This is a genomic window from Bifidobacterium sp. ESL0690 (assembly GCF_029392315.1).
In the GTDB taxonomy this organism is placed as follows: Bacteria; Actinomycetota; Actinomycetes; order Actinomycetales; family Bifidobacteriaceae; genus Bifidobacterium.
The window spans coordinates 561,727-587,285 of the sequence record NZ_CP113939.1 but is presented as its reverse complement, the minus strand read 5'-3'; the positions used below and the strand labels follow the sequence as shown (position 1 = coordinate 587,285).

Below are 25,559 nucleotides of genomic sequence, written 5' to 3'. Positions count from 1 at the left end.
TTTAGGGACGCTGCGAATAAGGTGCATGTTCCGATTACGAAGGCCTTATGTCGCAGCCTTTCCCCCAAACCCACACCAAACTCAGCCGAAACGACCGGAGATGTAGCGCTCGGCCTCTTCATTTTGCGGGTTGTTGAACATCGTCGTCGTGTCGGCGAAGTACTCGAGGTGGCCAGGCTTGCCGACGGCCTTCAAGTTGAAGAACGCCGTATAATCGGCCACGCGGGCGGCCTGCTGCATGTTGTGGGTGACGATGACGATGGTGTAGTCGCGCTTGAGCTCGTTGATCAGATCCTCGACGGCGAGCGTGGAGATCGGGTCGAGGGCGGAGCACGGCTCGTCCATCAGCAGTACCTGTGGGTGGACGGCGACGGCGCGGGCGATGCACAGGCGCTGCTGCTGACCACCGGAAAGCCCGATGCCCGGCTTGTCGAGCCTGTCTTTGACCTCGTTCCAGAGGTTCGCCCCGCGCAGAGCCCATTCCACCAGCTCGTCGGCATCGGTTTTGGAGATGTGTCGGTTGTTCAGGCGGATGCCGGCCAAGACGTTCTCGCGGATAGACATCGTCGGGAACGGGTTGGCTTTCTGGAAGACCATGCCGACGTCGCGGCGCACGGCCACCGGGTCGACGCCCTTGGCGTAGAGGTCATGGCCGTCGAGCAGCACCTTGCCTTCAACGCGGGCGCCTGGCGTGATCTCGTGCATGCGGTCGAGCGTGCGCAGGACCGTTGATTTGCCGCAACCGGACGGGCCGATGAAGGCGGTGACCTTGTTGGCTTGAATGTTGATATTGACGTCCTGGACGGCCAGGAAATCGCCATAGTAGACGTTCAAATGTTCGACATCGATGCGTTGCCCCATGATGACTCACTTTCATTGTTGATACCGATATTGGAATCCGCGTAACCCTTACGTATCGCACATCTTTGAAACACTACCGTCCAAAAAGTGTACTTTACCGAATCTGGAATGCACGTTTCACACGCCACCGTCAGAAAAGCGCACTTTGGCACAACCAACATGCACTTTCTGCACACAACCGTTAGAAAAGCGCACTTTGTCGAACCCAAAACGCACTTTTCGCACGCCACCGTCGAATAAGTGCACTTTGATGCGATTAACATGCACTTTTTACGCATTACTGTCAGAAAAGTGCTCTGCATCGAGGCCAGTGGAGCATGATACGTGGTTAACCCCGCGATATCGCTCATTTCGTCTCCACACTGAACAGGCGCTGAACCAGCCGGCCGATGAGGTTCAAGACGAGCACAATGGCAATGAGCACAAGGGCTGCGGCCCACGAACGCTCGGACGGGATGGAAGCGACGCAACCCGGACCCGCGTTCGGCGGGCAGGTCACGGACATCTTGCTGTATTCCTGATAGACGAACACCGGCAGCGTGGTCATTTGGCCGCTGAAGAGGTTCCAGTTGGTGGTGACAATAAAACCGGCAGTCATCAAAAGCGGCGCGGTTTCGCCGATCACGCGGGCGATGGCGAGGATGACGCCGGAGACGATGCCGGGAAGCGCGGTGCGCAAGACGACTTTGACGATGGTTCGGGATTTGGTGACGCCGAGCGCGTACGAAGCCTCGCGTAGGTCGTCGGGAACGATGCGCAGCATTTCGACGCTGGAATTGACCACGGTGGGAATCATCAGGATCGAAAGCGCGACGGAGCCTTCGAAACCGTTGGAAACGCCCGGTCCCATCAGAATCGCGAACAGCGAGAAGGCAAAGAGACCGGCGACAATTGAGGGGATGCCGCTCATCACATTGACCAGCAGCGAGATGGCCTTGGCGAATTTGCTGCCGCGCGCATATTCGGTCAGATAAATCGCGCACATCAGACCGACCGGCACCGAAATCAGTATCGCGCCGAGCGTGACTTCCAGCGTGCCGATGATGGCGTGCTCGATGCCACCGTGGCCACCACTCGGCGTGGGCATGCCGCCGATAACACCGGACATATTGAAAGTCAGGAAGTTCAGGTTAAGCCGCTTAACGCCGCGGGCGATGGTGGTCCAGAGCAGGGAAATCAGCGGGATCATCGCAACGACGAACGCAAGACCGATGACACCAGCCATAATCCGGCTCTTCCATTCGCGTTGTTTGAGCAGAGCGTTTGAAGGCTTGAATTTCGAGAAATCCGGAGTTGGACCGGCAGCTTCCGAAGCCACGGCAGTTACAGGATTCGAAGTTTCCGTCACTGGCGCAACGGTGGCAGGCTTAGGCTCAGAACTTTGCGCAACACTTGATTCCACGACTTTCTTATCGCTTTCTTTCATCGCGCACCTCCCTTCCTCGTGATGCGTCGGGCAAGGAGATTGACCACGAACGTGATGACGAACAAAACCAAGCCGGTTGCGATCAGCGCGGAGACACCGAGCGAATCGGCCTCGGGGTATTGCGCGGCGATGTTGGCGGCGATGGTCTGGCTTTTCGAAGCCTGCAGCCAGTGCCACGAATAGGTCATGCCCGGCGAAAGCACCATCATCACAGCCATCGTCTCCCCAAGCGCACGCCCAAGCGCGAGCATCGAAGCGGAAACCATGCCGGACTTGGCAAACGGCAAGGCAGTGAGCTTGATCATCTCCCATTTGGTGGCACCCAACGCGAGCGCCGCCTCCTGGTTGAGGCGCGGGGTAGCCGCAAAGATATCGCGGGTCATCGAAGTGATGATCGGCATGATCATGATGGCCAGAATCACTGCGGCGCTGGCGACAGTGCGCGGCGGGTTGGCGGCGGGACCAGCGAAAAGCGGAATCCAACCCAAGTGGGCGCTCACCCAGTTCCAGAACGGGTATGTCGCCGGAACCAGTACCAGCGCACCCCACAGCCCGTAGATAACCGAGGGGATCGCGGCCAACAGGTCAACGACATAGTTGAGTACAGTTTGAATGCGTTTGCGAGCATAAAAAGTGATGAACAAGGCCACGCCGACGGCAACAAAAAAGGCGATTGCCAGCGCAAGCGCCGCAATCACCACAGTACCGAAAACCAAAGGCCCGACATATTGCCAGAACCCGTGCGCCTTGCCGCCGCTCAGGGAGGCGAAAACCGCGGAAGTCTTGGCCTGCGGGCCCGCGAAAATAGGCCAGGCACGCAGCAGCAGAAAGAGCACCACCGCGCCCAGCGCCACCAATATCAAGGCCCCGCAGCCAACAGCCACCGCGTGGAAAATCTTGTCTTGGCTGTGCCGGCCTGGTTTGGCGTCGCTGAAATCAAGGCCATTGCGACGACCGTCCGTGCCGCCTCCACCAGGAGCGCTCAAACCTGCGCTAATCTGGCCGACAGCCACGGGCATCGCCTGCCCCGCGCTGCTACTTTCAGATGTATTCGCCATGCTTTTCCTTACGTTCAAAGTTCGAAGTTCTAAGCGAGCCGAATCGGCTTTTTGTTTCCTGCAACCAAACGATTTTCGGGAAACAGCTGTGAATCGATTGGTCGGATTATTTCGTCTACCGGATGTTTTCGTCCAGTGAGTTATTTGTCCGCTTGATAATTTTGTCAGACTAATTACTAGTTATTTTTAATTATTCAGTTATTCAGTTATTCAGTTATTCAATTATTCAATTATTTTGATTACCCAGTTATTCAGTTATTCAATTATTCAGATATTCGTTTACTCATACCAAACTATTTCGCCTGTATCGTGTTCACCGATTTCAAGGCCTTCTGCGTCAACGCTCCCCCAAGCGCGGCCGAACCCGTATTGTCCGCTGCGACCTTCTGGCCACTGTCGCTCAAGACATAGCTCAGCCAATCGCGCACGAACGCACCGGTTTTCGCGTCCTTGTAGGCCGGGCACGCCACGGCATACGAGGATGAAACGATTGGATAGTCGCCCGCGACGGTGGTGGCATACTCGACGTTCACCACCACGCGTTTGCTGCCTTTGGGCACCGCGTGCAGCGGCGAGGCGTTCACGGTTTTTGCGGCGGCGTCGGACGCGGGCGCAACGTAATCGGCTCCGACCTTGACCGAAACCGTGCCGAAAGTACCGGCTTTGGCCAGGTCCGCGTAACCGATGGTGCCGTCGGCCTGCCCGATGCTGCTGACCACGCCGTCGGTGCCCTTCGCGGCCTGCCCGACCTCGTTCGGCCAGTTTTCTTGCGGTTGGAAACCCCAGTCATTCGGCGCCGCAGCCTTCAAATACGAAGTAAAGTTGTTGGTCGTGCCGGACTTGTCGGAACGATGGACCACGGTAATCGGCGTGGCGGGCAGATTCACCTTCGGATTTTCGGCCTTGATGGCCTCATCATTCCATTGGGTGATTTTCCCGTCGAAGATACGCGCGATGACCGCAGCGTCCATGTTGAGGTGCTTGCCCTGACCGGAAATGCCTTTGAGATTGAACATGACGGCAATCGGCGAAACGTAGACCGGCACGTCGAAAGCGCTGCCGGACTTGCAGATGGTTTTGGACTGCTCGATCTGCTGGTCGTTCAACGGAGCGTCAGTTCCCGCCCAAGCGGTGGCACCGGTCAGAAATGTGCTCACGCCCGCCCCGGAACCCGAAGGATTATAGGCGATTTTCGCGTTGCGGTTGTGATTTTGGTACGTCGCGATCCAAGCCTCCACAGCCCCCTGCTGCGAGGAAGCGCCGGCACCGTGGAATTCACCGGAAATGCCGGAATTCTTGCCTTTGGATGCACTGGAGGAATCGACCGGGGTATTGTCACCGCAGGCCGAAAGTGCCGCCATCATCGCAAACGAGGAAACAACAGCGATGAGGCGCTTCAGCTTAGTGCTGTGCATGATGTTGCTCACCGTTTCATTATGACAGAAGGTCTGCCGCCGGTCACTAGACATTCCGCCGTTTTTTAGTTGCGTTTGCGCACTTCGCTGCCGACCAATCGAAAAATCTGCCACCGACCTTGCCTCAAATGCGGAACCGACCTTTTTGCTTTTTGGCAGTGTTTTATTCACCCGTAAATATTGTCTTCGTAACGGTTTTATTGTATTACATAACGGCCAAATCGTTACGACGCGACCGACCAACCGCTTGGCAGACCACCGACCTTTTCTCGCAGGAACCCTTCTAATACAGGAAATCCGAGCCTTTGCTTTTCTCATTGGGCGAACAAGGCTCGGAATGCTTAACGAACGTTCAGAGCCGAGTGACGATATCGACGGCGAGACGTGCGGCGGTGTCGGCGTACTCGGAGATGTCGAATTCCTTGAACTGCTCGTAGGTCGTGTCGGCCTCGTCGGAAAGCGCGCGGATGACCAGCGCCGGAACGTCGTTGCGGGCGGCGACGTGGGCCACTGCCGCACCCTCCATCTCCACGGCGTCGGCGTGCGTCTTTTCGGCGACCACGGCGGCGGCTTCGGGAGTGCCGATGAAATTGTTGCCGGATGCGATCACGCCAGTCATATGGTGGATGCCCATCTCGTCGAGCGCCGCGTTCGCCACGTCGAGCAGATGCTGGTCGCTGTGGAATTCCTCGGTTTCGGGCTTCCACTGGGCGATCATGCGCATGTCGGAATCGAGGTAACGCAGGGTGCCGCCGAGCACGACGTCGTCGATGTGCATGGATTTGTTGAGCGAACCGGCGATACCGGAGAAAATCACGGCGTCGGGATGGTAGTTGTCGACGAGGCACTGCGTGGTGGCGGCCGCGTTGACCAGGCCCATGCCGCCCACCGTCGCCGCAACGGTAATCTGCTCGCCGGCCTTGGAGGTGAGCGTACCGACGTTGATGTCGAGGCTCGCGGTCTTGTTGTGCTCGACGTTGTTCAACGACTTGGCGATCAACGCGACTTCCTCTTCCATGGCTCCGATGATGGCGACGGTCTTCATAGTTCCTCGTTTCTTGTTATTTCAAGCAAAGTTATTTTCGAATATGGCTGTTTTTAAGTATATTCAGATGCCGATATGACGGTTCCGGCAGAATTTCACGCCAGAAACCTTCAATAGCACATTATTTATGATTCGGTTTCACGCACCACGACGAACGTCTACGGCGTTGGCGAGCTCACGCAGCAAGCGTTCCGTTTCAGGCCATGCGATGCACTTGTCGGTGATCGACTTGCCGTATTCGAGCTGCGAAAGCGGGGCCGCGGGCTGATTGCCGCCGAGGATGTTGCTTTCCATCATGAGCCCGGTGATATCGGGCTCGCCGGTGGCGATGCGCCCGGCTAACTCGCGCGCGACCTCGGCCTGGCGAATCTCGTCCTTGCCGGAATTGCCATGCGAACAGTCGATGATAAGGCCATGGCAGGCGGCGGAATCTTCGGGCATTTCGCCTCGGATGGCCTGCATCGCCTCCTGCACGGAAGCGGTGTCGTAATTGGGCCCGTGCGAGGAACCGCGCAGCACGACGTGGCAATCGGGATTGCCTAGCGTTTCGACGGCGCTGGCTCGGCCGAGGTGGTCGATGCCGAAGAAGGTATGCTGCTGGGTGGCTGTATAGCACCCGTCGATGGCGGCCTTGACCGAGCCGTCTGTCGCATTTTTAAAGCCGATGGGCATCGAAAGCCCACTGGCGAGCTGACGATGAATCTGCGATTCGGTGTTGCGAGCGCCGATGACACCCCAGCTCACGGCGTCGGAAATGTATTGAGGGCTGGTCGGCTCGAGGAACTCCGTCGCCGCGGCCACACCTTCGTCGAGTACACCGAGCAAAATCTTGCGCGCGAGCAGCAGTCCCTTCTTGATGTTGTGGCTGCCGTCGAGATCCGGGTCATTGATCAGGCCTTTCCAACCCACGGTGGTGCGCGGCTTCTCGAAATAGACACGCATTATGATCAAAAGCCGGTCGCCAAGTTCGTCCTTCAGTTTGGCGAGACGATGGGCGTAATCGAGTGCGGCTTGCGGATCATGGATGGAACAGGGACCCGCGATAACGAGCAGGCGGTCGTCCTTGCCGTAAAGGCAATCGCGAATCTCACCCCGCGAGCGAATGACGAGATCCGTCGCTTCGGCGCTCAGCGGCATGCTCGAAAGCACATCCGCCGGGGTCGGCAACGGCTCGAGCTCGAAAACGCGGCGGTTGACGATGCGATTGACACCGGCTTCGTCTTCCCAGCGTGGCACGCCCGCCACTTTCAGTGGGTTTTCGCCGTTTTTCAGCGCCTTTTCGAAAGCGGCGCGGTTCTTGGCGTCGTCGACGTTCTCATCGGGCAAGCCCGAAGCGATATCGCTTTCAAGTTTGCCATTCGGATTGTTTTCGGCGTTCCCCATCACGAAGCCCTTCTCCATAGTCGTTTTCGACATTTGCCATCATACGAAGCCATCGATTACATACCAATCATAGCGCCAGCAAAGCATAGCCCACTCATAACCGAACCAGGATTCGATTGCGTGAGAAAAGCACCAAAATGGGGCCTAAAAAGTGCTTTTCGTCTACAGTTACGCGTTCACTGAGACTAAAAGCACCATTTCGGGCACTTTTTAGTGCTTTTCTCACGTGATCGCACCAACGTTGAAGCGAAAAGCACCTTTCTTGACATCAAAAGGTGCTTTTCGCCTCAGTAACGGTTATTCAGCGGTCGAGCTTGCGACGGGAGGTGACGGCATCGGCGAGCGTATGCAGCAGCTCGTTGGTGCGATCCCAGGAGATGCAGGAATCGGTGATGGAGCGGCCGTAGACCAGCTGGTCAAGCGGCGCAGGCGACTGATGGCCGCCACGGATATTGCTTTCCATCATCACGCCGAAGATTCCGGGCTCGCCCTTGGCCAGACGCGCGGCGATCTCCTCAATCACCTCGGCCTCGCGCACCTCATCCTTGCCGCAATTGCCATGGGCGGCGTCAATGACCAGGCCGTGTTCGCTGGGACCAGTGACCTTGGATTGCTTCAGCGTTTCCAGCGCTTCCGCCACGGACTTTGCGTCGTAGTTGGGACCTTCATTCGAACCACGCAGGACGATGTGGCAGTCCGGATTGCCTTTGGTTTCCGCCGAAATCACACGGCCGTCAAGGTTGATAGAAAGGAAGTGATGCTCGTTGGCCACGGCGTAGCAGGAATCGGCGGCGACCTTCACTGAACCGTCGGTCGAATTCTTGAAACCGATAGGCATCGACATTCCACTGGCCAGCTCACGGTGGACCTGGCTTTCGGTGTTGCGTGCGCCGATGGCCCCCCAGCTGACCATATCGCAGAGATATTGCGGAGAAATCGGATCGAGCCATTCGGTGGCGGCGGGCAGGCCAAGCTCCAGTACGTCGGAAAGGACCTTGCGAGCCAGATGCATGCCCTTGCGGATATTGAATTCGCCATCGAGATCCGGGTCGTTGATCAGACCCTTCCAGCCCACGGTGGTGCGCGGCTTTTCAAAATACACGCGCATGACAATCATCAGGCGGTCTTTGAGCTCTTCATTGGCCTTGGCCAGACGCTGCGCGTAATCTTTCGCCGCTTTCGGATCATGAATCGAGCAGGGGCCGACGATGACGAGCAGGCGGTCGTCGCGACCATGCAGAATGTCGCGGATTTCCTGACGAGACTTCAGAACCAAATCGCTCATCGGCTTGGTAAGCGGGGTTTCCTTCAGGAACGCGCGTGGTGCGGGAATCGGGTCAAGCTGGCGGATGTTGACATCCACGGTTTCGGGGTAGACGGCTTCCTCGCTAAATCGACGTTCGTCCTCAGAACTTCCAGGCCCTCGCATAATCGCCATCATTCCCTCCTTTACTTTCGTGGATGTTCACCGCTGCCAAACCGAATCGGCAACAGATTATTCATTATAATCGATTTAAACAAGTAATACAGCCAAATAGTCACTTATTAAATTTCGTAGCGGTCCAGCGCGTCAGTGCATAAAAGATGATTGCAGCTATCACAGCCTTGATACCGGAGGGCAAAAGCACGTCGACGCTCTCGATATCGACGAGCACGCCAATGACATCGACGCCAAACATAATCAGCGCAAAGACAATGGCCACGACCACAGGATGATTCCAGAAATAATTTCTCATCGGCTTACTTCCTTGTCTGTTCGATGATGTGTGAAGGATTTTCTTAGGCAAGCTTTCCTGCTTAACCGATATCTAAAATCTACTTTATCAGGTTTAAATGGTTGCCTGAGGCCAGAAGAGTCTGGCCTCAGGCGCGTATTGGCCAGAAACAGCCCACAGGGCTGTTTCTCTCAGGCCAACGCTCTCCGAGCCCTGCAATTATTGAGTTCGCTACGCGAACACTCAATTCTGCGTGGCCTCGTCCTAAGACGAGGCCACGGGCGCACGCACGAAAAGCCCACCGGGCTTTTCTTACGCAAGTGCCCCCATTGGATCCCAAGCCGGGAGCATGGTCGCCGGCTCGGAAAGGGCAGCCTGGTATTCGGCGGGAAGCATCGACTTCGGGACGGCGACCTCGTAGACGTATTCGCTGAACCAATCGTCGCTCATGGTGAAGTAGCCCTTGTCAGCCACCTTGCAACCCCATGAGTTCTCGACGCGCCAACGGTTGGTGGTCTCGCCGTCGTCAGCCACGTCGACGCCGACGAATGCCATCGCATGGTTCATCGCGGAATCGCCGTAGCGCACGCGCGCTTCCTTGTCCATATCGAAATCGACGTCGTAGACCTTGCCGTACTCATAGAGGTCGGTGGCCCAAGCGCCGTTGTCGCGATCCATCATCGGATGGCAGTCGGCACCGAACCAAGCCGGCATGCCTTCCTCGGAAAGGATGCGACGCACGCAATCCTTCATGAACCGGTTGGGTACGTTGAGATATTCGGTCGCGTCTCCCCCGACGACGTTGCCCAAGTGCTTGATACCGATCTTCTTGCCCTTGGCATGCTCGGCACGCGGATCGTCGACGAGGCAGACGTAATCCTCAAGATGCGCGGACCCGACGTACTTCTTCCAGAACTCGACCGGCGTGGTCTCGCCGTCGCGATGGAAGGCACCGTCCTTGTCGGTCCATTCCCAATCGAAGCTCTTCGGTGGCTCGCCCAAATGGATGGTGAGCATGCGATGGCCGGCCTCGACGGTCTCGTCCACCACACGGTCGATTGCCGACGGATCGGCATACATGTGCGCAACGGCAGCATGCAGCAGGCGACGTAACTGTGTGTTCATCTCGCCGGTCGACTTCGAAGACGCGGTCTCCGGGAAGAAATCCTTGGGCACAGCGCCGTACTTCTTGTAGACGTTCATCGCCATCGTCCACTGTCCGCCGTCGCCCATCACGTCGGCAAGCAGGTGCTGCATGAGCTGGGAATCAGCCGGTTCGCCGGCACGCACCAGATTCGCGACGTCGCGCAGGAAGTAGTTGATGCGCTCGAGCTTATCGTAATACATAGCATAGTTCTGCGAGAACTCGAACTTGTCCAAGTTGAGGTTCTTCTTGGCCACGAAGCGCGCTACGTTGAGCGAGCTGAAGAGCCAGCAACGCCCGGAACGGTTCTGGTTGGTGACCTCGCCGTTGTCGACGGTCACGGAGAAACGGCGCTGAAGCCTGCGGGCGCGGTCGTAATTGTGCGCCACCGGGTTGATGCCGGAGGTGGTGACGGCGTTCATCGCCAGCGTGTTGACGGGCTTGCCCTCGAAATCGTCCCGTAGCTGCCCCAGACGGTCGGCGCTCAACGGCTTCATTTCACTCATCAGATAATGCTCCTTTGATTGGTTTACTTTCCACCATATTCCATGCGCTGTATCCGACACGCAGACCGAAATAAAGAGTGAAGACACGCCTCGAAATCCGGGGATATCAGCAAGTAATACAGAAAATAGAGTCATTGGCCGGAATATTTACCGCATACCTAGAATTTGGCCCATAACCCGAAAATACGATACGGCAAGACAGTACAGAAATACAAAAGTGCGCCGTGGTTCAAATTACCACAGCGCACTTCATGTTTTATGCGAATCGAGCGAAGCCGAAACTACTCCTCAGCAGGACCACCGCCTGCAGGTTCGCCACCCTCAGGGAAGATGATGTTGTCGTAGTTGATACGGCTCTTATTGGTGGCTGCGAATTTCGCGTTGGCCGCGACCTTGCGACTTGCAGGGGCAGCAGCCGGGGCATTCTTGGCGGCGGCAGGAGCATTCCCGGCAGGAGCGGCAGGCTTGGCTTCATTGACCACAGGCTTCTTGTTTTCAGTATTGTTCACCAGATTGGAGAGATGCTTCATACCGCTCTCGGACTCGCCGCCTTGCTGAGGGCGAGATTCGTTTTGCGGTTTCTCTTGGGTCTGCTGCGCCTGCTGCGTATTTTCACCGTTTTGGCGATTGTTCTGCGCAGGCTGCGAAACCGGCTTCCTGGCTGCACCACCCGCAGGCGCGTAAGACGCCGGCATCTGGGTCGCTGCCGGAGCAGCCGCCGAAGCCGTTGAACGCGACGAAGCCTGAGGAGCCGGAGCCGCTGCAGGAGCAGCCTGGTGGGCGGTATCAGCCTCAGCTTCCTCGCGGCCGTCGCCTTCGCTCTTCTCGTCCCGCTGCTTGTCTTCTTGCGCGGCATCATCAAGGTCGTTGGCAACAGCATTGACCACCGGCACATTCAGACCAGACTCGGCATCCTTGCCGTCAGTGAAACCGAACCCTGCGAACGCATTGGTGAACATCGAACGCAGCTCGGTGACACGCTGGGTGATGGTCGATTCGCGCTCCTGAAGATCCTTGATGCGATCCTGAAGCCCGTCCAGCTCGCCTTGCGCGGCCTTGCGGCGCTCCTCGACGCGTGCCTCGGCGTCACGCTTGGCTTTCGTAACGATTTCTTCGGCCTTGCGGTCGGCTTCCTGACGCTTCGTAACGGTATAGTTGTCGGCCTCGTCGCGCAGGTCCTTGGCCTTGGAGACCAGACTGTCCGCTTCCTTCTTCGCGGCCGCACGGCTCTCTTCCAGCTGTTTCAAGAGGTCATTGACCTTGGCGGTGGCTTCTTCCTGCTGCTTGGAGATGTCGGTACGAATCTGCTCAACCTCGGCGTTGACCTGGCTGATGGTCTTGGTACGCTGCACTTCGGCCTCGTCGGTGATGCCCTGAGCCTTCGCCTTCGCGTCGTCGGTGATCTCCGTGGCCTTGCGCTGCGCTTCGGTGGTCATACGCGAAACCTGCTCACGCACGGTGGCGAGCTTCTTGTTGGCTTCGGCCAGCGCAGTCTCGATCTGGTCGCTGGCGTCGCTCTTGAGCTTGGCGACCTCGTCGTTGGCGGCCTTACGCTGCTCGGCGACCTGCTGGGTGGTCTTGGCCTTCAGCTCGGCGATTTCGCGGTCCTGCTTGGCCTTTTCGCTGGCCATGCGCTTGTTGTGCTCTTCGCGCGAGTTGGTCAGCTCGATTTCGATGGTGTCACGCTGCTCGGTGACCTTCTTCGCAGTCTCCTCGCGCAGCCTGGTGGCGTCCTGCTTGGCGGAAGTCGTGATTGACTCGGATTCGGTCTGCGCCTTGGCCAGAATGGTGGCTGCCTTGGAATTGGCCTCGTCGGTGATGTGCTGCGCGTCGAGCTTGGTGTTGTTAATCAGCGTTTCGGCCTGGTGCTGAGCGGCGGCACGGGTGCTTGCGGCGTCCTGCTTGGCACGGTTGATTAGCTCCGTGCTGGTCTGCTCGGCGCTGGTGAGTATCTGCTGCGCGTTGGCTCCCAAAGACGCGAACGAGCTGTTCTGCGAAGCCTTCTTGGAGTTCTTCTTTTCCTCTTCGAGCTGGGCACGCAGTTGCAAAATCGTCTGGTCGCTGGAATCGACCTGCGAACGCATGCGGTCGAGCGTCTGCTGCAGGGCAGCCAGCTCCTGATCCACCTGCTCCTTGTTATACCCGCGCAATTCTGTCGTGAAGCGGTCATCCGCCATGGTGATTCCTTTCGCTTTGCGACTTCTGTCGCAGTTTTTGAAAGCTGATAAATACTAATGGCTCATTGTAGTATATTTTAGGAAAATTTCTGTCCAAATGCATTTAATCCACACAGACACCACGCGATTCGGCGTTTATCAGGCGATAAGAATATTGGACGACGTCGGTTCGAGGAAGTAACGAGCGGTCTGCCTGACCACCACGCGGCACGCTTCGACCTGCTGATCCAGCGTCAAACCGTGTTGCGGATGTGGCTCCTCGTTGATGATCGGCAGGCTGACGAAGCCGGAAAGCACCTTGTGCTGCGAGGCCGTCCATTTCATCAGGTTGTAGAAAAGCGAGTTGCACACGAACGTACCGGCGTCCGAGCTCAGCGCGGAGGGAATCTCCTCGGCTGCGAAATCCTCCAGAATGGAACGCAACGGCAGACGCGTCCAAAATGCGGCTGGCCCGTTCGAAGCGATCGGTTTGCGCGACGCTTCATCGGCAGGGTCGGCGGGAAGGCCGGTCATCTCGCCCAAAATCGTGGTGCGTGCCGTGTCGATGATGTTGTTGGCGCAGCGTTCCAAGAGAATCCCGCGCGAGGCGGCCTTCAGACCGGTGGCGACGACAATATCGGGGTGCGTCGCCTCCAGCGTTTCCCTGAGTTGCGGCCAGCACTCATTGACGTCCACCGGCAGGTCGACGGCATTGATCGAAATATCCACGTCACGTAATACATCATCGCTTTCCAGCGCAGACACATCGCCGAGTCCTTGGTCGACCAGCGCGTGCGGCACCACGTGCGAAGGGTTGTTTTTGATCCCTTCGTAGGGATTGAAACCGGAGATGACAACGTTCAAGTGTTCCATGGTTCCAAGTCTAGCGCGGAGTATGGTGCTGAATATTGCAACAGAAGGTTTTCTATTCGCGTACGATGAGCGCGAGCAGTCGGCCTTCGTGGGCTTTATGTGCGAGGCTTGCCCGGCGATGCGAGTACCAGAGCGGATTTTCGAGCGTGCACAGGCTGTGGCGCACCTCGCCGATGCGTTCATTCAAGTTCGGGCTGCCTTCGCCATCGGCGGCACACAGCGTGGCAAGTTCGGTATCCTGGTCGAGATATTGCGTTGCAGCGCCGACGCGTGGGGTGGAATCGATGACATTGTCGCGCGGGATTCCGGCCTTGGCTAGTTCCTGCAACGCGGCTTTGGCGATATCGATGCCGGGGCCGCCGAAGCGGGTCAGGGTGAAGGTTCCGGGGAATTGCGCGTCGAATTCGTCGGCGATCTCATCGCCCACCTCATAGCAATCGCCGCAGATGCAGGGGCCGAGCGTGGCCACAATACGTTCCGGCTTCGCGCCTTTGGAAACCATCAAATCGACGGCGGCACCAATGACCCCACGTTGCAGGCCTTTGCGCCCGCAGTGAGCCGCACCAATGACACCGGCTTGCGGGTCGGTCAGCAGCACCGGCAGGCAATCAGCGGCGAACATCCCTAGCGCCACGCCGGTTTTCGAGGTGACCTCAGCATCCGCTTCGAGTCTTGGGTAGGCTGCCGGCTGGTTCGTGGCATCTGTCGTTCCAGCGGAAGAATTTTCATCATTTTTTGCATTATCGGATTCGAGTATTTCTGTGCGCGTTTCGGTTGTCTCGATTTCGGCCCCGTTATCGGTATCGATTTCCTTGATGTCGCGTTCTACCACGATTTCATTGGCATCGTCGGCATTCGCGCTGTCATCACCATTAGCGTCGCTGGAATCGATAATCGTGCCGGAACGATCGCAACCATATGGTGCGTTGCGCTCGAAGAATTTGTCGATATCGACGGCTTTGCCGGAATGAACCTGCGCCACCAACGAAAGCGGCGCTCCAACGGCCTCGGCTAGCGCGACACGGTTGGCCTTCACGGCGGCAGGGTTATCGCCCGATTTGCCGCCAAGATTGAGATCTCCCCAATCGCCGGTGCTCACGCCTCCAAGCCGCGTGGCGTAAACGACCTTGACGCCGGGTGCCAGGTCGATGGGAATCGTGACGGGAATGGGATTGCCAGCCTTATCAACCGGCGCGATGGCGTTGCTGTCGAGAATCGCGTCATCGTACTGGCCGTTTTCGGAGGTTTGGTTCATGGAATCGCTCATAAGCCCAACTCTACCGAGTGCCTGAGTCGTTTCATCTTGCCGATAGCTCAACCGGCATAGAGTGGCAGAGACTCATATCCATCACAAATCTGCAATGGCAGACATCGCTTTGCGTGCGCGGCCATTGCTTGAATTTGTTATACCAGTTGGTCAGCTTGCCTAGCCATCCCTTCGCGTGCACAGCCCTTGCGACGACCATCAAGACTATTCGGCCTTAAGCGTGCGCTGTTTCGCGTGGGAACGAATCATCGAATGCTCGGGAATCGCGAATGGCAGCGGCATTGAGAAGACGTGCGCAGGATTGTTGATTTCCTCGACAGGCTGCCCGTCGGCATCTTCCATCCCGCCGCTGGCAACCGTATAATCAACCGGCTCGCACCCGGGAATCAGGAATTCGATGAGCTGGCCGGGTTCAATCTTGTTACGGCTCATCAAAGTCAAACGTTGCGCCGCTTCGTCGTAGCTAATGACCTCGCCGACCACGAGCCAGTCGCGGAAGTAGCCGCCGCGGTCCGTGTTTTGCCCGGCTTTGTGCTCCGGATAATAGAAACCTGTGGAATAGTCACGGTGCGAAACCTTGTAGGGTTCGTCCTTGAGCCATTGCGGCAGTTCGACGTGCTTCGGTTCGGCGTAACCTTGCGCTTTCGTGGCCTCCTCACCGACCAAAGCCGGCACGGTCGCGGAAATCGTGGTCTTGGCGGCAGCTTCGGCACCGGCGCTTTGCACACCGTGGAAGCCGATGGATCCGCTGGATTCGAGCTGGCCGACCGCCTTGGTCACCCGTACGACGTCGGAACGACGCACCATGTCATGGAACGGCTTGAGCTGGTTGCCGTCCGCGTCCTCGAAACCACGCTGCACCATATATTCATTGACCGCGCACTTGTAGGCGTTGGCCATCGACGCAACGTAATACGCACTTTTGGCGCGCCCTTCAATCTTGAGGCTGGTGGCGCCGGCGTCGATCATATCGTCCAGGTGGTCGAGCATGCACATGTCCTGCGAATTGAAAAGGAACGTGCCTTCATCGTTCTCCTCGACCGGGAAGAACTGACCGGGGCGCTTCTCCTCGACGACGTGGTACTTCCAGCGGCAGGGCTGCGAGCATTCGCCATGGTTGGCGTCGCGCCCGTTCATGTAGTTGGAGATGAGGCAGCGACCGGAGAACGCCATGCACATCGAGCCGTGTACGAAGCACTCGATGTCCATATCCTCCGGGATGTTCGCGCGGATGTCACGAATAGCCTGCAAATCGAGTTCGCGGGCCAGCACCACGCGACGAGCGCCCAGTTCATAGAGAGCGTTGGCGGCCAGATAGTTGGTGACGCCGGCCTGCGTGGAAACGTGGAGCTCGAGCTGCGGGGCGATGGAATGGGCGGCCATCATCACGCCGATATCGGTGACGATCAGCGCGTTGATGCCCGTCTGGGCGAGATGGACGATATAGGTCTTGATGTCCTCGACCTCATTATTGTGCGGCAGAACGTTGCAGGTCACGTAAACTCGAGCCCCGCGTTCGTGGGCATATTCCGCGCCCGCTTTGAGGTCATCCATCGAAAGGTTCTTCGGTGCCGAACGCATCCCAAATTCCTTGCCGCCACAATACACCGCGTCTGCGCCGAAGTCGATGGCCGTCTTCAGACCACGCAAGTTGCCCGCCGGAGCCAGTACTTCGGGCTTCCGTCGCCGTACCATCGTCGTCTGAATCAGCTTGCTTTTGCTGTTCTCGGCCATCACATCATCCTTATTCTTCTCATACTTGCCCGATTGCACCGTTCCAGTCTAAACCGACGCGGCCACGGTAACTCGCGGTATAACGCCGCAGCCCAAAAACATCGCAGCACACCTTGAACGTGTGAATACGACCTTTCCCGCACTAACCGGGTCTATTGTGCGGGAAACAACGTATTCCTGACTTATTTTTACGACTTTTCCCGCACAAATGTGTGTGGAGTGCGGGAAACAACGCATTGAGAAGTCGCCAACGCTGCAGCGGCAAATAGGGAAGGTGCAATGCGACTTTTCATCACATTGCACCTTCCCTATTAGTTGCAAGAACAGTTCGACGGTTTCAGGCGTTAAATGTGGCGAGTTCCTCGTCGGTGAGCTCGAGGTCACCGGCCTTGAGGCTGTCGAGAATCGTCTCCGGGCGATGGGCTCCGGGAATGACGAAGACATGCTTGCCCAAGCTCAGTTCCCATGCGAGCACGACCTGCTGATGGCTCACCCCGTGGGCGCGGCCGACCTCACGGAACGGGTCGTACTTGGTCTCGTCCTTGGCCTTGCGATAGCCGCCGAGCGGGCTCCAGCAGACGAACGCCAATCCCAGCTTCTCGCAGTAATCCAACGTATCCTGCGTGGAACGGTAAGTCGGCGAGAACTGGTTCTGCACCGCGATGAGCTTGTCGCCCAAAATTCCGCGGGCGATGTCGATCTGTTCGACAGAAGCATTGGAGATGCCGGCCTCCTTGGCCACCCCTTCGTCCAGCAGCTGCTTGATGGCCTCGATGGACTCGTTATAAGGAACGGACGGGTCGGGGCGATGGAAATAGAGCAGGTCGATGGTGTCGACGCCGAGCGCGAGCGCCGACTGCTTGCCGGCCTCGATCAGGTGTTCGGGCTGGCCATTGACGCCCCAGGTCGGGGTTGTGCCGTCGTCGGCGAAGTTGCGGAAATGGCCGACCTTGGTGGCGATGGTGACCTCATCCTTTGGGCCGTCCCAGCTTTCCATGGCGCGACGCACCAGCTTTTCGCCGGTCTGCTCTTCGCCGCCGGAGCAGTAATAGGACCACGCCGTATCAATGTGGCGACAACCGGCGTCGAGTGCGGCATGGATGGTCTCGATGCCCTTGGCCTCACCCAGGTTGTTTTCGATGGTCAGCGGCATCTCGCCCAAACCGATGGCGGTGGTGTCGAACGGACCCAAGTTACGATGTAATACCATGTTGCTCCTTTGTCTGGCAATGCGATAAACCTATGGTTCCAGCCTACGTAGCCAAGCGGATTTTTCTTTCTGCCCTTCTCCAGACAGTGCTAAACCATACGATAAGTTATCAAATCGTATAAAGTTCGATACACAAGGTAAAATGCAACCAGTTTCTTTTGGGAGATGAGGAGAAAGGGTCGCGATGGCGCCGACGATACCCGATTGTGATTTCATCCGCGAGCTGGGAGCCGGATCGACGGCCGACGTGTACCTCTATCGCCAACACAACCTCAACCGCGAAGTCGCCGTCAAAGTGGGCAAATCAAGGCAAGACCGCACCTTCGACGAGGCGTTCGAAAAAGAGGCCAAGATCATGGCCCAGCTTTCGGCGCACCCTTATATCGTCTCCATTTACGGCTCCGGGCTCACCGACGAGACCCGTCTGCCCTACCTCGTGCTCGAATACGCGCCGCACGGCTCCTACAAGGAGATCATGCGCAGCCGCAGGCTCAGCGTCGCCGAAGTGCTCGACCTCGGCGTGAAGCTCAGCGGGGCCCTGCAGACCGCGCACCGCCACGGCATCATCCACCGCGACATCAAACCGGCCAATATTCTGGTGACTTCGGCCAACCAGCCCGCGCTTTCCGATTTCGGCATTTCGACCAGCATCTACGAAGCCAAGTCGCGCACCGGCTTCTCTGTGCCGTGGGCCCCGCCGGAAGTGCTGACCGGCAAGGGCGGCGGCACCGAAACCTCCGACATCTATTCGTTGGCGGCCACGCTTTACGGGCTTCTGGCGGGCAAATCGCCCTACGAATACGTTTTCCACCCGCATACACAGAACGAGCTGGCGCGGCATATCGTCGCCGATCCGCTGCCGAAGAACGCCATCCCCGACGTGCCCAAAGAGGTCGAGCAGATTCTTCTGAAGGCCATGGACAAGGACCCGGACGCCCGCTACCTTTCGGCGCAGCAGTTCGGCCGGGCATTGCAGCAGGCGCAGCAAGACTGCGGGTTCAACATGACGCCGTTCGTGGCGGAGGACTGCGACGAATTCCCGCCGCATCATTCGATGCCGCAGTCGAACAAAGGACGTTTCGGGGCAAAGGTGGCTATGCCGAAGCGCAAGCGCTCGAAGAAGCCGCTGGTCATCGCCATCGCCGCGTTGGCCGCGGTGGCCATCGTCGTATCCACTTTCGTTTTCGTTGTGATGCCACGAATGGACAGCCGCAAATCGGACGACCGCACCCAGATCAACACGATGCAGACACCGCATGACGGGGGCGCCGATTCAGGTAATACAAAATCCGACTCCGCCAAGAACGGCTCGAAGGGCCACAACGGGCAGAAGGATGCGCCGAAGGACGACATCACCAGCGAGGACGCAGGAGCAGCAGTACCGCAAGCCACGAATCTCAAGGGGACCTCCGACGGACAGAATGTGACGTTCACTTGGAGCAACCCGGAGCCGAAGGCCGGCGATACCTACGCTTGGGCGGAAGTCCAGGACGGCTCAGCAGCGCCCGGCAGCCAGACCTCAATCGTCAAAGAGCCGAAGGTCAGCCTCATTGTGAATAACGGTAAACCACAGACGTGTATTCAGGTTAGTATTGTAAGAGTTGACGGACATATGTCTGCCACTCCCGCAATGGCCTGTGTAGTAACGAAGCAGTAAAGCAGTAAAAGCAGTGACGAACGTAGCAGTAAAAAGCAACGCTCAAACGATTGAAGCTGCGCAAACGCAGGCAAGTTTTTGGGCGAGCGGCAGGGATTTTGGGTGAGTCCGCCGGGTTAACGGAAAAGAAGGAAGCAGCTGATGAAGGCATCGCGCAAACCACAGGGTGAGCATAGCATTCGTCTTGCCTTGAGACGCCTGAATTCACAAACCAATCGTCGATGGCTGACGCCGGTGCTCGTACTGCTCCTGCTGCTGGGCATCGTGGCCGGGGCCATCATCATCAATACCTTGACGCGCACGCACGTCCACCTCGACGACGGCACGGTATGGGTCACCTCGCTCAAAGACCGCAAGGCCGCACGTTTCAACGTCAAGCTCCAGCAGGCCAACGGGGCCGTCGCCCCCACCACCCCGACCTTCGACGTCAGTCAGCACGATGACGACGTGATTCTCTCCGACGGGGCGAAGGCGCAGGGCATCGTCGCCTCAAACCTCGGCATCCACGGCAAGGCTGATCTCAAAAATTCCACTTCGACGTTCATCGGTGGGGCCACTGCAGCGTTTCTGAACCATAAAACCGGCAACGTGTGGGTCGGCGATTCAAACAACATCGATTCCATAGCGCCCAAGACTTCCGCCCCTCAGATGCAGCTCGGGGCTCACGGGCTTCTCGCCGTCGACCGCAACGGCGCGGTTTACGGCTACCGGCCGGCGGATGGTGCAGTAATCAAGATGGACAGCGCACACAGCGCGGCGAAAACACTCAAATCCATCACCAACGGCAAAGAGACCAATGCCGACAGCTTCACCGTCATTGGCGATCGACCCGTCATCGCCACCAAGCAGGAAATCATGTGGCAAGGCGGCAGCGCGCAGATTGATTCGCGCGGACCGGTTATGCTCCAGGCCCCGGCCGTCGACGACGCGCAGGGCGACTGGGTGGCCGCGAGCGCACGCAACGGCATTTTCACCGTCGATTTCAAGCACAGCAACAAAACCGCCGCGTTCATGAACAAGGGCACGGCCGATGCTGCACAACCCGTCTCGAACAAGGGCTGTGTCTATGCAGCTTGGTCGCAGCAGGCGCACAACTATATCCGGCTTTGCTCCGCCGACGGCGCCGCGAGCCCGGACCAGGCCAAAGGCGACACCACCCAGGCGCAATGGCAGACCCTGCAATCCATCTCGCCGACCTCGCAGCTCGTCTTCCGCACCAACCACCGGCTCGTCGTCTTGAACGACATCACCAACGGCAACGTGTGGAACCCGGATCAGTCCAACAAGGTCATCAAGATCCAATGGCGTCAAATCGAAACGAAGAAGACCACCAACCAGCAGAAGAACTCAGACTCGGCCAACAACCAGACGCAGTTCAAACCCACCTGCTCCACCAAGTCCGGCGAGATCAAGGCCGAGGACGATAATTTCGGCGCGCGCGTGGGCGGCCAGGAAATCCTTGACGTGCTGCGCAACGATGAACAGACCGACTGCTCGGTGTTGCACATCACCAAGGTCGGGCCCGTTTCCGGCACCGGCATCACCGTCGCCCCGATCTATTCCGGACGTTATTTGCAACTTGACGCCTCAGGCGCCAGTGCGGGCAAGGCCAGCTTCACTTACGAAATCAACGACGGACGCGGACAGTCCAGCTCCGCGACGGTCAATCTCAACATCACCGGGGGCACCGTCAACCAGCCTCCGGCCCAGACCGATACCCCGCCCGAATACGACGTGGAGCAGGGAGCCACCTTCACCGTCAACGCGCTGGGCAGCTTCAGCGACCCGGAAGGCGACCCGATGACGCTCGTCTCCGCCGTGGCGCAGAACAACGACCAGGTGGCCATCTCCACCCGCGCCGACGGCCAGCTCGTCTTCAACACCGGCTCGCTGACCGGGGGCCGCGTGGGTGTGGAAGTCACCGTCTCCGACGGCATGCACACCGGTATGGGGCTCATCTATTTCTCCGTACGCCCGGCGAACACGCTTCCGGCGCTGATCGACCCGGTGACCAAGAACACCACACCCGACACCTCCACCACCGTGGAACTCAAACAATACGTGCACGGCACCAGCGCCCAGCCACCCGTGCTTTCCGCCGTCAATACTCCAAGCGGCACCACGACGTCGACCAATTCCGCCGACCTTTCCTTCACGTTCAAGGCCAGCAACCCCGGTACATATTACGTTCCGTATACCATCACGCAAGGCAGTGTGGAGGCTCAAGGGCTGGCACGATTGGAAGTGCAGCCGGTGGCCGGAGAAGCGGCCAAGCCGGTGGCCGCCAACGATGTGGCGCTGCTGGGCGCCGACCGCACCGCCATCGTCGAACCGCTCAACAACGACACCGATCCGATGGGCGGCGTGCTTTCGGTGACCTCCGTCAACGTCGACCCGAAACTGGGTATCAAAACCGGGCTCGTGGCCCACAAGCGTGTCTATATGACCGCCCGACAAATTCCGACCAAGCCAGTAAAGCTGACCTATACCGTGGCCAACGCGGCAGGTTCCACCCGCGGCACCATCGTGCTGCAGCCGCCGGCCCTGACCACCGCCAACGCGGCGCCGAAAGCCGCCAATGTCAACGCCAACGTGCGTACGGGCGGCATCGTCAGCGTCGACGTAATCGACCACGTCTCCCACGCCGACGGCACCACGGTGAAACTGCAGAACACCTTGCAGTTCAGCAAGAAGACCTTCAAAGGCCTCGTCTTCGTTTCCGGCGACGACGTGCGTTATCAGGCCTCGAATACCCCGGGCGTCTACCCGGTGACCTACACCGTGCGCGACAACCTCGGCAACGCGGCCTCCGGCATCATCACCATCACCGTGCACGCCAAGGACGCCAACAACAAGCCCGCCCCCACCCCGCAGGACACGCAGGCGCAGGTCGCGGCCGGACAGAAGGTGCGTATCCCGATCACGCTGACCGGCATCGACACCGACGGCGACGACGACACCTTGCTTGGCCTTGGCGACAAGTCTCCGAAGATGGGACGTATCGACGAAGTCGGCGCGAACTATATGGTCTACGAGGCCTATAGCGATTCATCAGGGACCGATACTTTCTCCTACGCGGTAGAAGACTGGACCGGCCAGCGAGCGCAGGCACAGATTCGCGTGGGCGTCTACAAGGGCACCTCCGATTCCGGCGTGTACGCACGCGACGACCAGGTGACCCTGCGACCCAACACCGCCGCCAATGTGCCGGTGGCCCAGAACGATATCTCCGGTGACAACACCGACCTCAAGGTCGACAAGAACCTCATGATGCAAGGCATCACCGGGGCCAATGTGGCCGACAACATGATTTCGTTCAAGACGCCGGCTCAAGCAGGAACGTCATACATCGTCTACACCGTCAAAGACAAGGCAGGGCTTTCCGATACCGCCACGTTGACCGTGATCACCGACCCGAACGCACCCATCGAGCCACCCACGGCCTACGATTACCGCGTGCCTTCCGCCGCGACGCTCGACAAGAAATCCGTGGACGTCGACCTTTCGCAATGGATCGCGAACCCCTCCGGCACCGCCGACGAACTCAAGGTCGGCATCGACCCGACGGCCGCCGACCACGCACACGTCAAGGGCGGAGCGAAATCCACCACGGTGACCGTCGACCTCACCAACGAGGCGCGCAGTGTGCCTTACACGGTGACCAACACCACCTATCACATCACTTCCACGGCTTTCGTCCAGGTGCCGCAATACGGCGTCTTCCCGCCGATGCTGCGTCCGAAGGCACCGCCGATCAGGGTGAACGCGAAACGCAGCGTCAATATCAATCTCGCCGATTACGTGCGCGTCGGCCCCGGCAAGACACCGTACGTCGACAAGAACTCAATCAGCGCCACCAAGAGCGATAATTCCGATTATTACGTCAACGACCAGACCCTAAAGTTCACCGCGCCAAAGGATTATGCAGGCCCGGCTTCCATCACTTTCACGGTCTCCGACGGCAAGCGCGACGACAACAGCAAAGACAAGAACGGTTCAAAGCAGGCCAAGATCATCAATTCGTCCGTGTTGACACTGCCCATCACCGTCATCGGCCGCAACGTGCCGCCGCCCACCTTCTCCTCCTCCACCATCAGCGTGGCGGCCGGCGAGGACGCCAAGACCATCGACCTGACGGCCTTGACCCACGCCCCGAGCGGCCTGGATGACGACGAAACGGACTATAGCTATTCCGGCGGGGAAGCCTCCGGTTCCATCGAATCGCATCTGACCAGCGGCGGCAAGCTTACGTTGAAGGCACCGACTGACGCCGCCGTCGGGTCGATGTCGAGTATTCCCATCACCATCAAATATTCGAACGGCACCGTTTCGGCGGGACTGACGGCGCAGGTGGTGCAATCCACGCGCCCGCTCGCCCAGATTTCCGGGGTCAACAAGCGGATGAACGCCGGCGACGACACCACCGTCGACATCCTCAACGGGGCCTTCAACCCGTTCCCGAACTCGTCGCTGACGGTAGTGAGCTGCCAGGCCGACGATACCGCGAAACTCAAAGTCGACTGCGGCTCGAAGGGCTCCATCGGCATCCACGCGGCCGCCGACATCGGCGCATCGTCGAACACCATCGTTGTCAATGTGCAGGACGCCACCAAGACCAAAGAACGTGAAGTCAGCGCCACCATCACCGTCTCGATCATCGACAAGCCTGCTCCACCGCTGCTCTCGCCAGTAGCTGGACAACCCGCCGACAGTGCGGTGAACCTGAGCTGGACGCCCGGTACAGCCAACGGCAGCCCTATCAGCGACTACGAAGTGGACTATGACGGCAACGCCAAATCCTGCGGCGCGGTGACCACCTGCAATATCACAGGCCTAACCAACGGCAAGAACTACAGCTTCAGCGTCAAGGCCAAGAACGAGGCCGGCTGGTCGAAGCCGTCGAACAGTGTGGACGCCATGCCCGACAAGGTGCCCGACGCGCCCAGCGGCATCAAGGTGAAAGGCGGATACCACACCATCACCGTCTCCTGGGATCCGGCTTCGTACGTGGGCACCAAGCCCGACCAATACACTGTAGCCCTGAACGGGGCGGCCGGCACCAAAATCGTCGACGGCTCGGCCACAAGCTGCAGCTTCGACATCGGCGATGGCTCCATCAACGACGGCATGAACGTCACTGCGACGGTACGCGGCCACAACCGCGCCGGTGACGGCCTTGTCGGCACATCGTCGAACGCGGACGGGCCTTGGGGCGACATCGGACCGACGATGCAAGCCGCGCAAAACAGCAGTAGCCCCAAGCAAATCGACGTCTCCATAACTCTGGGAAACATGCACAATGCGGGATGCGACAGCATCAGTGTCAATGGCCAATCCGTGTCGTGTTCCTCGCCGACGACGAGCGTCGCTGTTCCCGGAGATGCTCTTAACAATCCATTCACCGTCACAGCCGTCGTCACGCCGCGAAAAGACGGTCCTGACGCGAAGACGCTGACCGCCACGCTGACCCCACGTTATAAGCCGGCGCCGCCAGCCAATGTGAAGCTGACCCAAAACAACGGCGTATGCACACTCACCTGGGAAGCCAACGGGGATCACACCGGATTCAAGATCGGTGCCTCGCCAGCAACCAGCCCGACTACCTATAACCTTCCCGGGCCGTGGACGTCCTGTGGCAGCAAGGCCGTCAAGCAGACCTTGAACGGAGTCGATAGCGACGAAGCCGGCGCGAGCAATAACGATCTCTGGAAAAAGCCAGCTGACGTAAGTGGCATCACTGTCACCTGGGCCGATCATGACCACATCAATCTCAGCAAGCTTCCCGACACATACGGTCGCGCCAATGTAGCCGTCGAGCTCATCCTCTACGACGGGGGCACATCGGCAAGCTTTACCCCGACGGCAGGCACGACAAGCGTTGATGTCAGTTCTTTCACCGGCACTCCAGATTCCTGGCAGATCAAGGTGACCAGCGCAAGTGAATCCGAACTCAACGCCAACACCGAAAAAACAACATTCCCCACATCGGTGACCCGTCCGGCCCCCACTTCCGAGTCGCTGACGCCTCGCGTGTTCGCCCAGACGCTCACGTTGGACGACTATGTGCGAGCTGCGGACCAGCATGCGCTCCAGTCACCAAGGTCGTAAA

16 protein-coding genes are annotated in these 25,559 nt (G+C 58.6%); 2 read left to right on the top strand and 14 right to left on the bottom strand.

Translation table 11 applies throughout. The features are described from left to right. Positions 1–81 precede the first annotated feature (81 nt). The 14 genes from pstB to OZX62_RS02130 form a co-directional block, all read right to left on the bottom strand. The gene (gene pstB, locus OZX62_RS02195; protein ID WP_277176418.1) at positions 82–861 is read right to left on the bottom strand and encodes a phosphate ABC transporter ATP-binding protein PstB; all 780 of its coding nucleotides are present in this window, start codon (positions 859–861) and stop codon (positions 82–84) included. A 346-nt stretch (positions 862–1,207) separates the two neighbouring features. Continuing rightward, entirely contained in the window at positions 1,208–2,287 is a 1,080-nt protein-coding gene (gene pstA / locus OZX62_RS02190) for a phosphate ABC transporter permease PstA (RefSeq protein WP_277176417.1), read from the bottom strand. Beyond that, the gene (pstC, locus tag OZX62_RS02185) at positions 2,284–3,345 is read right to left on the bottom strand and encodes a phosphate ABC transporter permease subunit PstC (protein WP_277176416.1); all 1,062 of its coding nucleotides are present in this window, start codon (positions 3,343–3,345) and stop codon (positions 2,284–2,286) included. The genes pstA and pstC overlap by 4 nt, the downstream gene beginning before the upstream one ends. Positions 3,346–3,638: 293 nt before the next feature. Continuing rightward, a complete protein-coding gene (gene pstS, locus OZX62_RS02180; RefSeq protein WP_277176415.1) occupies positions 3,639–4,760 on the bottom strand; it encodes a phosphate ABC transporter substrate-binding protein PstS in 1,122 nt (373 codons plus the stop codon). A 352-nt stretch (positions 4,761–5,112) separates the two neighbouring features. Beyond that, complete coding sequence (gene mtnN, locus OZX62_RS02175) at positions 5,113–5,805, bottom strand: 5'-methylthioadenosine/S-adenosylhomocysteine nucleosidase (protein WP_277176414.1); 693 nt, start codon at positions 5,803–5,805, stop codon at positions 5,113–5,115. Positions 5,806–5,943: 138 nt separating this feature from the next. After that, the gene (locus OZX62_RS02170) at positions 5,944–7,221 is read right to left on the bottom strand and encodes a 3-deoxy-7-phosphoheptulonate synthase (RefSeq protein ID WP_277176413.1); all 1,278 of its coding nucleotides are present in this window, start codon (positions 7,219–7,221) and stop codon (positions 5,944–5,946) included. A gap of 268 nt (positions 7,222–7,489) precedes the next feature. Further along, positions 7,490–8,626, bottom strand: a complete 1,137-nt coding sequence (locus OZX62_RS02165) for a 3-deoxy-7-phosphoheptulonate synthase (RefSeq protein ID WP_277176412.1) — start codon at positions 8,624–8,626, stop codon at positions 7,490–7,492. A gap of 100 nt (positions 8,627–8,726) precedes the next feature. Next, on the bottom strand, positions 8,727–8,924 hold the full coding sequence (locus OZX62_RS02160; RefSeq protein ID WP_277176410.1) for a hypothetical protein: 198 nt from the start codon (positions 8,922–8,924) through the stop codon (positions 8,727–8,729). A 291-nt stretch (positions 8,925–9,215) separates the two neighbouring features. Then, positions 9,216–10,553 carry a C1 family peptidase gene (locus OZX62_RS02155; protein ID WP_277176409.1) on the bottom strand — a complete coding sequence of 446 codons (1,338 nt, stop codon included), beginning with the start codon at positions 10,551–10,553 and terminating at the stop codon, positions 9,216–9,218. A 281-nt stretch (positions 10,554–10,834) separates the two neighbouring features. Beyond that, a complete protein-coding gene (locus OZX62_RS02150) occupies positions 10,835–12,730 on the bottom strand; it encodes a cell division protein (protein ID WP_277176408.1) in 1,896 nt (631 codons plus the stop codon). Between the two features lie 138 nt (positions 12,731–12,868). After that, positions 12,869–13,582, bottom strand: a complete 714-nt coding sequence (locus tag OZX62_RS02145; RefSeq protein ID WP_277176407.1) for a pyroglutamyl-peptidase I — start codon at positions 13,580–13,582, stop codon at positions 12,869–12,871. A gap of 52 nt (positions 13,583–13,634) precedes the next feature. Further along, entirely contained in the window at positions 13,635–14,849 is a 1,215-nt protein-coding gene (locus tag OZX62_RS02140; protein WP_277176406.1) for a polyphenol oxidase family protein, read from the bottom strand. Between the two features lie 204 nt (positions 14,850–15,053). Continuing rightward, complete coding sequence (locus OZX62_RS02135) at positions 15,054–16,544, bottom strand: U32 family peptidase (RefSeq protein ID WP_277176998.1); 1,491 nt, start codon at positions 16,542–16,544, stop codon at positions 15,054–15,056. A gap of 376 nt (positions 16,545–16,920) precedes the next feature. Next, positions 16,921–17,793, bottom strand: a complete 873-nt coding sequence (locus tag OZX62_RS02130) for an aldo/keto reductase (RefSeq protein ID WP_277176405.1) — start codon at positions 17,791–17,793, stop codon at positions 16,921–16,923. 184 nt (positions 17,794–17,977) lie between these two features. Here OZX62_RS02130 and OZX62_RS02125 point away from each other — a divergent pair, with 184 nt between their 5' ends. Beyond that, entirely contained in the window at positions 17,978–19,450 is a 1,473-nt protein-coding gene (locus OZX62_RS02125) for a serine/threonine-protein kinase (protein ID WP_277176404.1), read from the top strand. 141 nt (positions 19,451–19,591) lie between these two features. After that, complete coding sequence (locus OZX62_RS02120) at positions 19,592–25,558, top strand: Ig-like domain-containing protein (protein WP_277176403.1); 5,967 nt, start codon at positions 19,592–19,594, stop codon at positions 25,556–25,558. Position 25,559: the final 1 nt, after the last annotated feature.

What these genes read in the sequence shown, in the direction of transcription:
- OZX62_RS02125 (WP_277176404.1), top strand. Translation starts at nt 17,978, where the DNA reads ATGGCGCCGACGATACCCGATTGTGATTTCATCCGCGAGCTGGGAGCC.
- OZX62_RS02120 (WP_277176403.1), top strand. Translation starts at nt 19,592, where the DNA reads ATGAAGGCATCGCGCAAACCACAGGGTGAGCATAGCATTCGTCTTGCC.
- OZX62_RS02130 (WP_277176405.1), bottom strand. Translation starts at nt 17,793, where the DNA reads ATGGTATTACATCGTAACTTGGGTCCGTTCGACACCACCGCCATCGGT.
- mtnN (WP_277176414.1), bottom strand. Translation starts at nt 5,805, where the DNA reads ATGAAGACCGTCGCCATCATCGGAGCCATGGAAGAGGAAGTCGCGTTG.
- pstA (WP_277176417.1), bottom strand. Translation starts at nt 2,287, where the DNA reads ATGAAAGAAAGCGATAAGAAAGTCGTGGAATCAAGTGTTGCGCAAAGT.
- pstS (WP_277176415.1), bottom strand. Translation starts at nt 4,760, where the DNA reads ATGCACAGCACTAAGCTGAAGCGCCTCATCGCTGTTGTTTCCTCGTTT.
- OZX62_RS02170 (WP_277176413.1), bottom strand. Translation starts at nt 7,221, where the DNA reads ATGTCGAAAACGACTATGGAGAAGGGCTTCGTGATGGGGAACGCCGAA.
- pstC (WP_277176416.1), bottom strand. Translation starts at nt 3,345, where the DNA reads ATGGCGAATACATCTGAAAGTAGCAGCGCGGGGCAGGCGATGCCCGTG.
- OZX62_RS02150 (WP_277176408.1), bottom strand. Translation starts at nt 12,730, where the DNA reads ATGGCGGATGACCGCTTCACGACAGAATTGCGCGGGTATAACAAGGAG.
- OZX62_RS02145 (WP_277176407.1), bottom strand. Translation starts at nt 13,582, where the DNA reads ATGGAACACTTGAACGTTGTCATCTCCGGTTTCAATCCCTACGAAGGG.
- OZX62_RS02140 (WP_277176406.1), bottom strand. Translation starts at nt 14,849, where the DNA reads ATGAGCGATTCCATGAACCAAACCTCCGAAAACGGCCAGTACGATGAC.
- OZX62_RS02155 (WP_277176409.1), bottom strand. Translation starts at nt 10,553, where the DNA reads ATGAGTGAAATGAAGCCGTTGAGCGCCGACCGTCTGGGGCAGCTACGG.
- OZX62_RS02160 (WP_277176410.1), bottom strand. Translation starts at nt 8,924, where the DNA reads ATGAGAAATTATTTCTGGAATCATCCTGTGGTCGTGGCCATTGTCTTT.
- OZX62_RS02135 (WP_277176998.1), bottom strand. Translation starts at nt 16,544, where the DNA reads ATGGTACGGCGACGGAAGCCCGAAGTACTGGCTCCGGCGGGCAACTTG.
- pstB (WP_277176418.1), bottom strand. Translation starts at nt 861, where the DNA reads ATGGGGCAACGCATCGATGTCGAACATTTGAACGTCTACTATGGCGAT.
- OZX62_RS02165 (WP_277176412.1), bottom strand. Translation starts at nt 8,626, where the DNA reads ATGGCGATTATGCGAGGGCCTGGAAGTTCTGAGGACGAACGTCGATTT.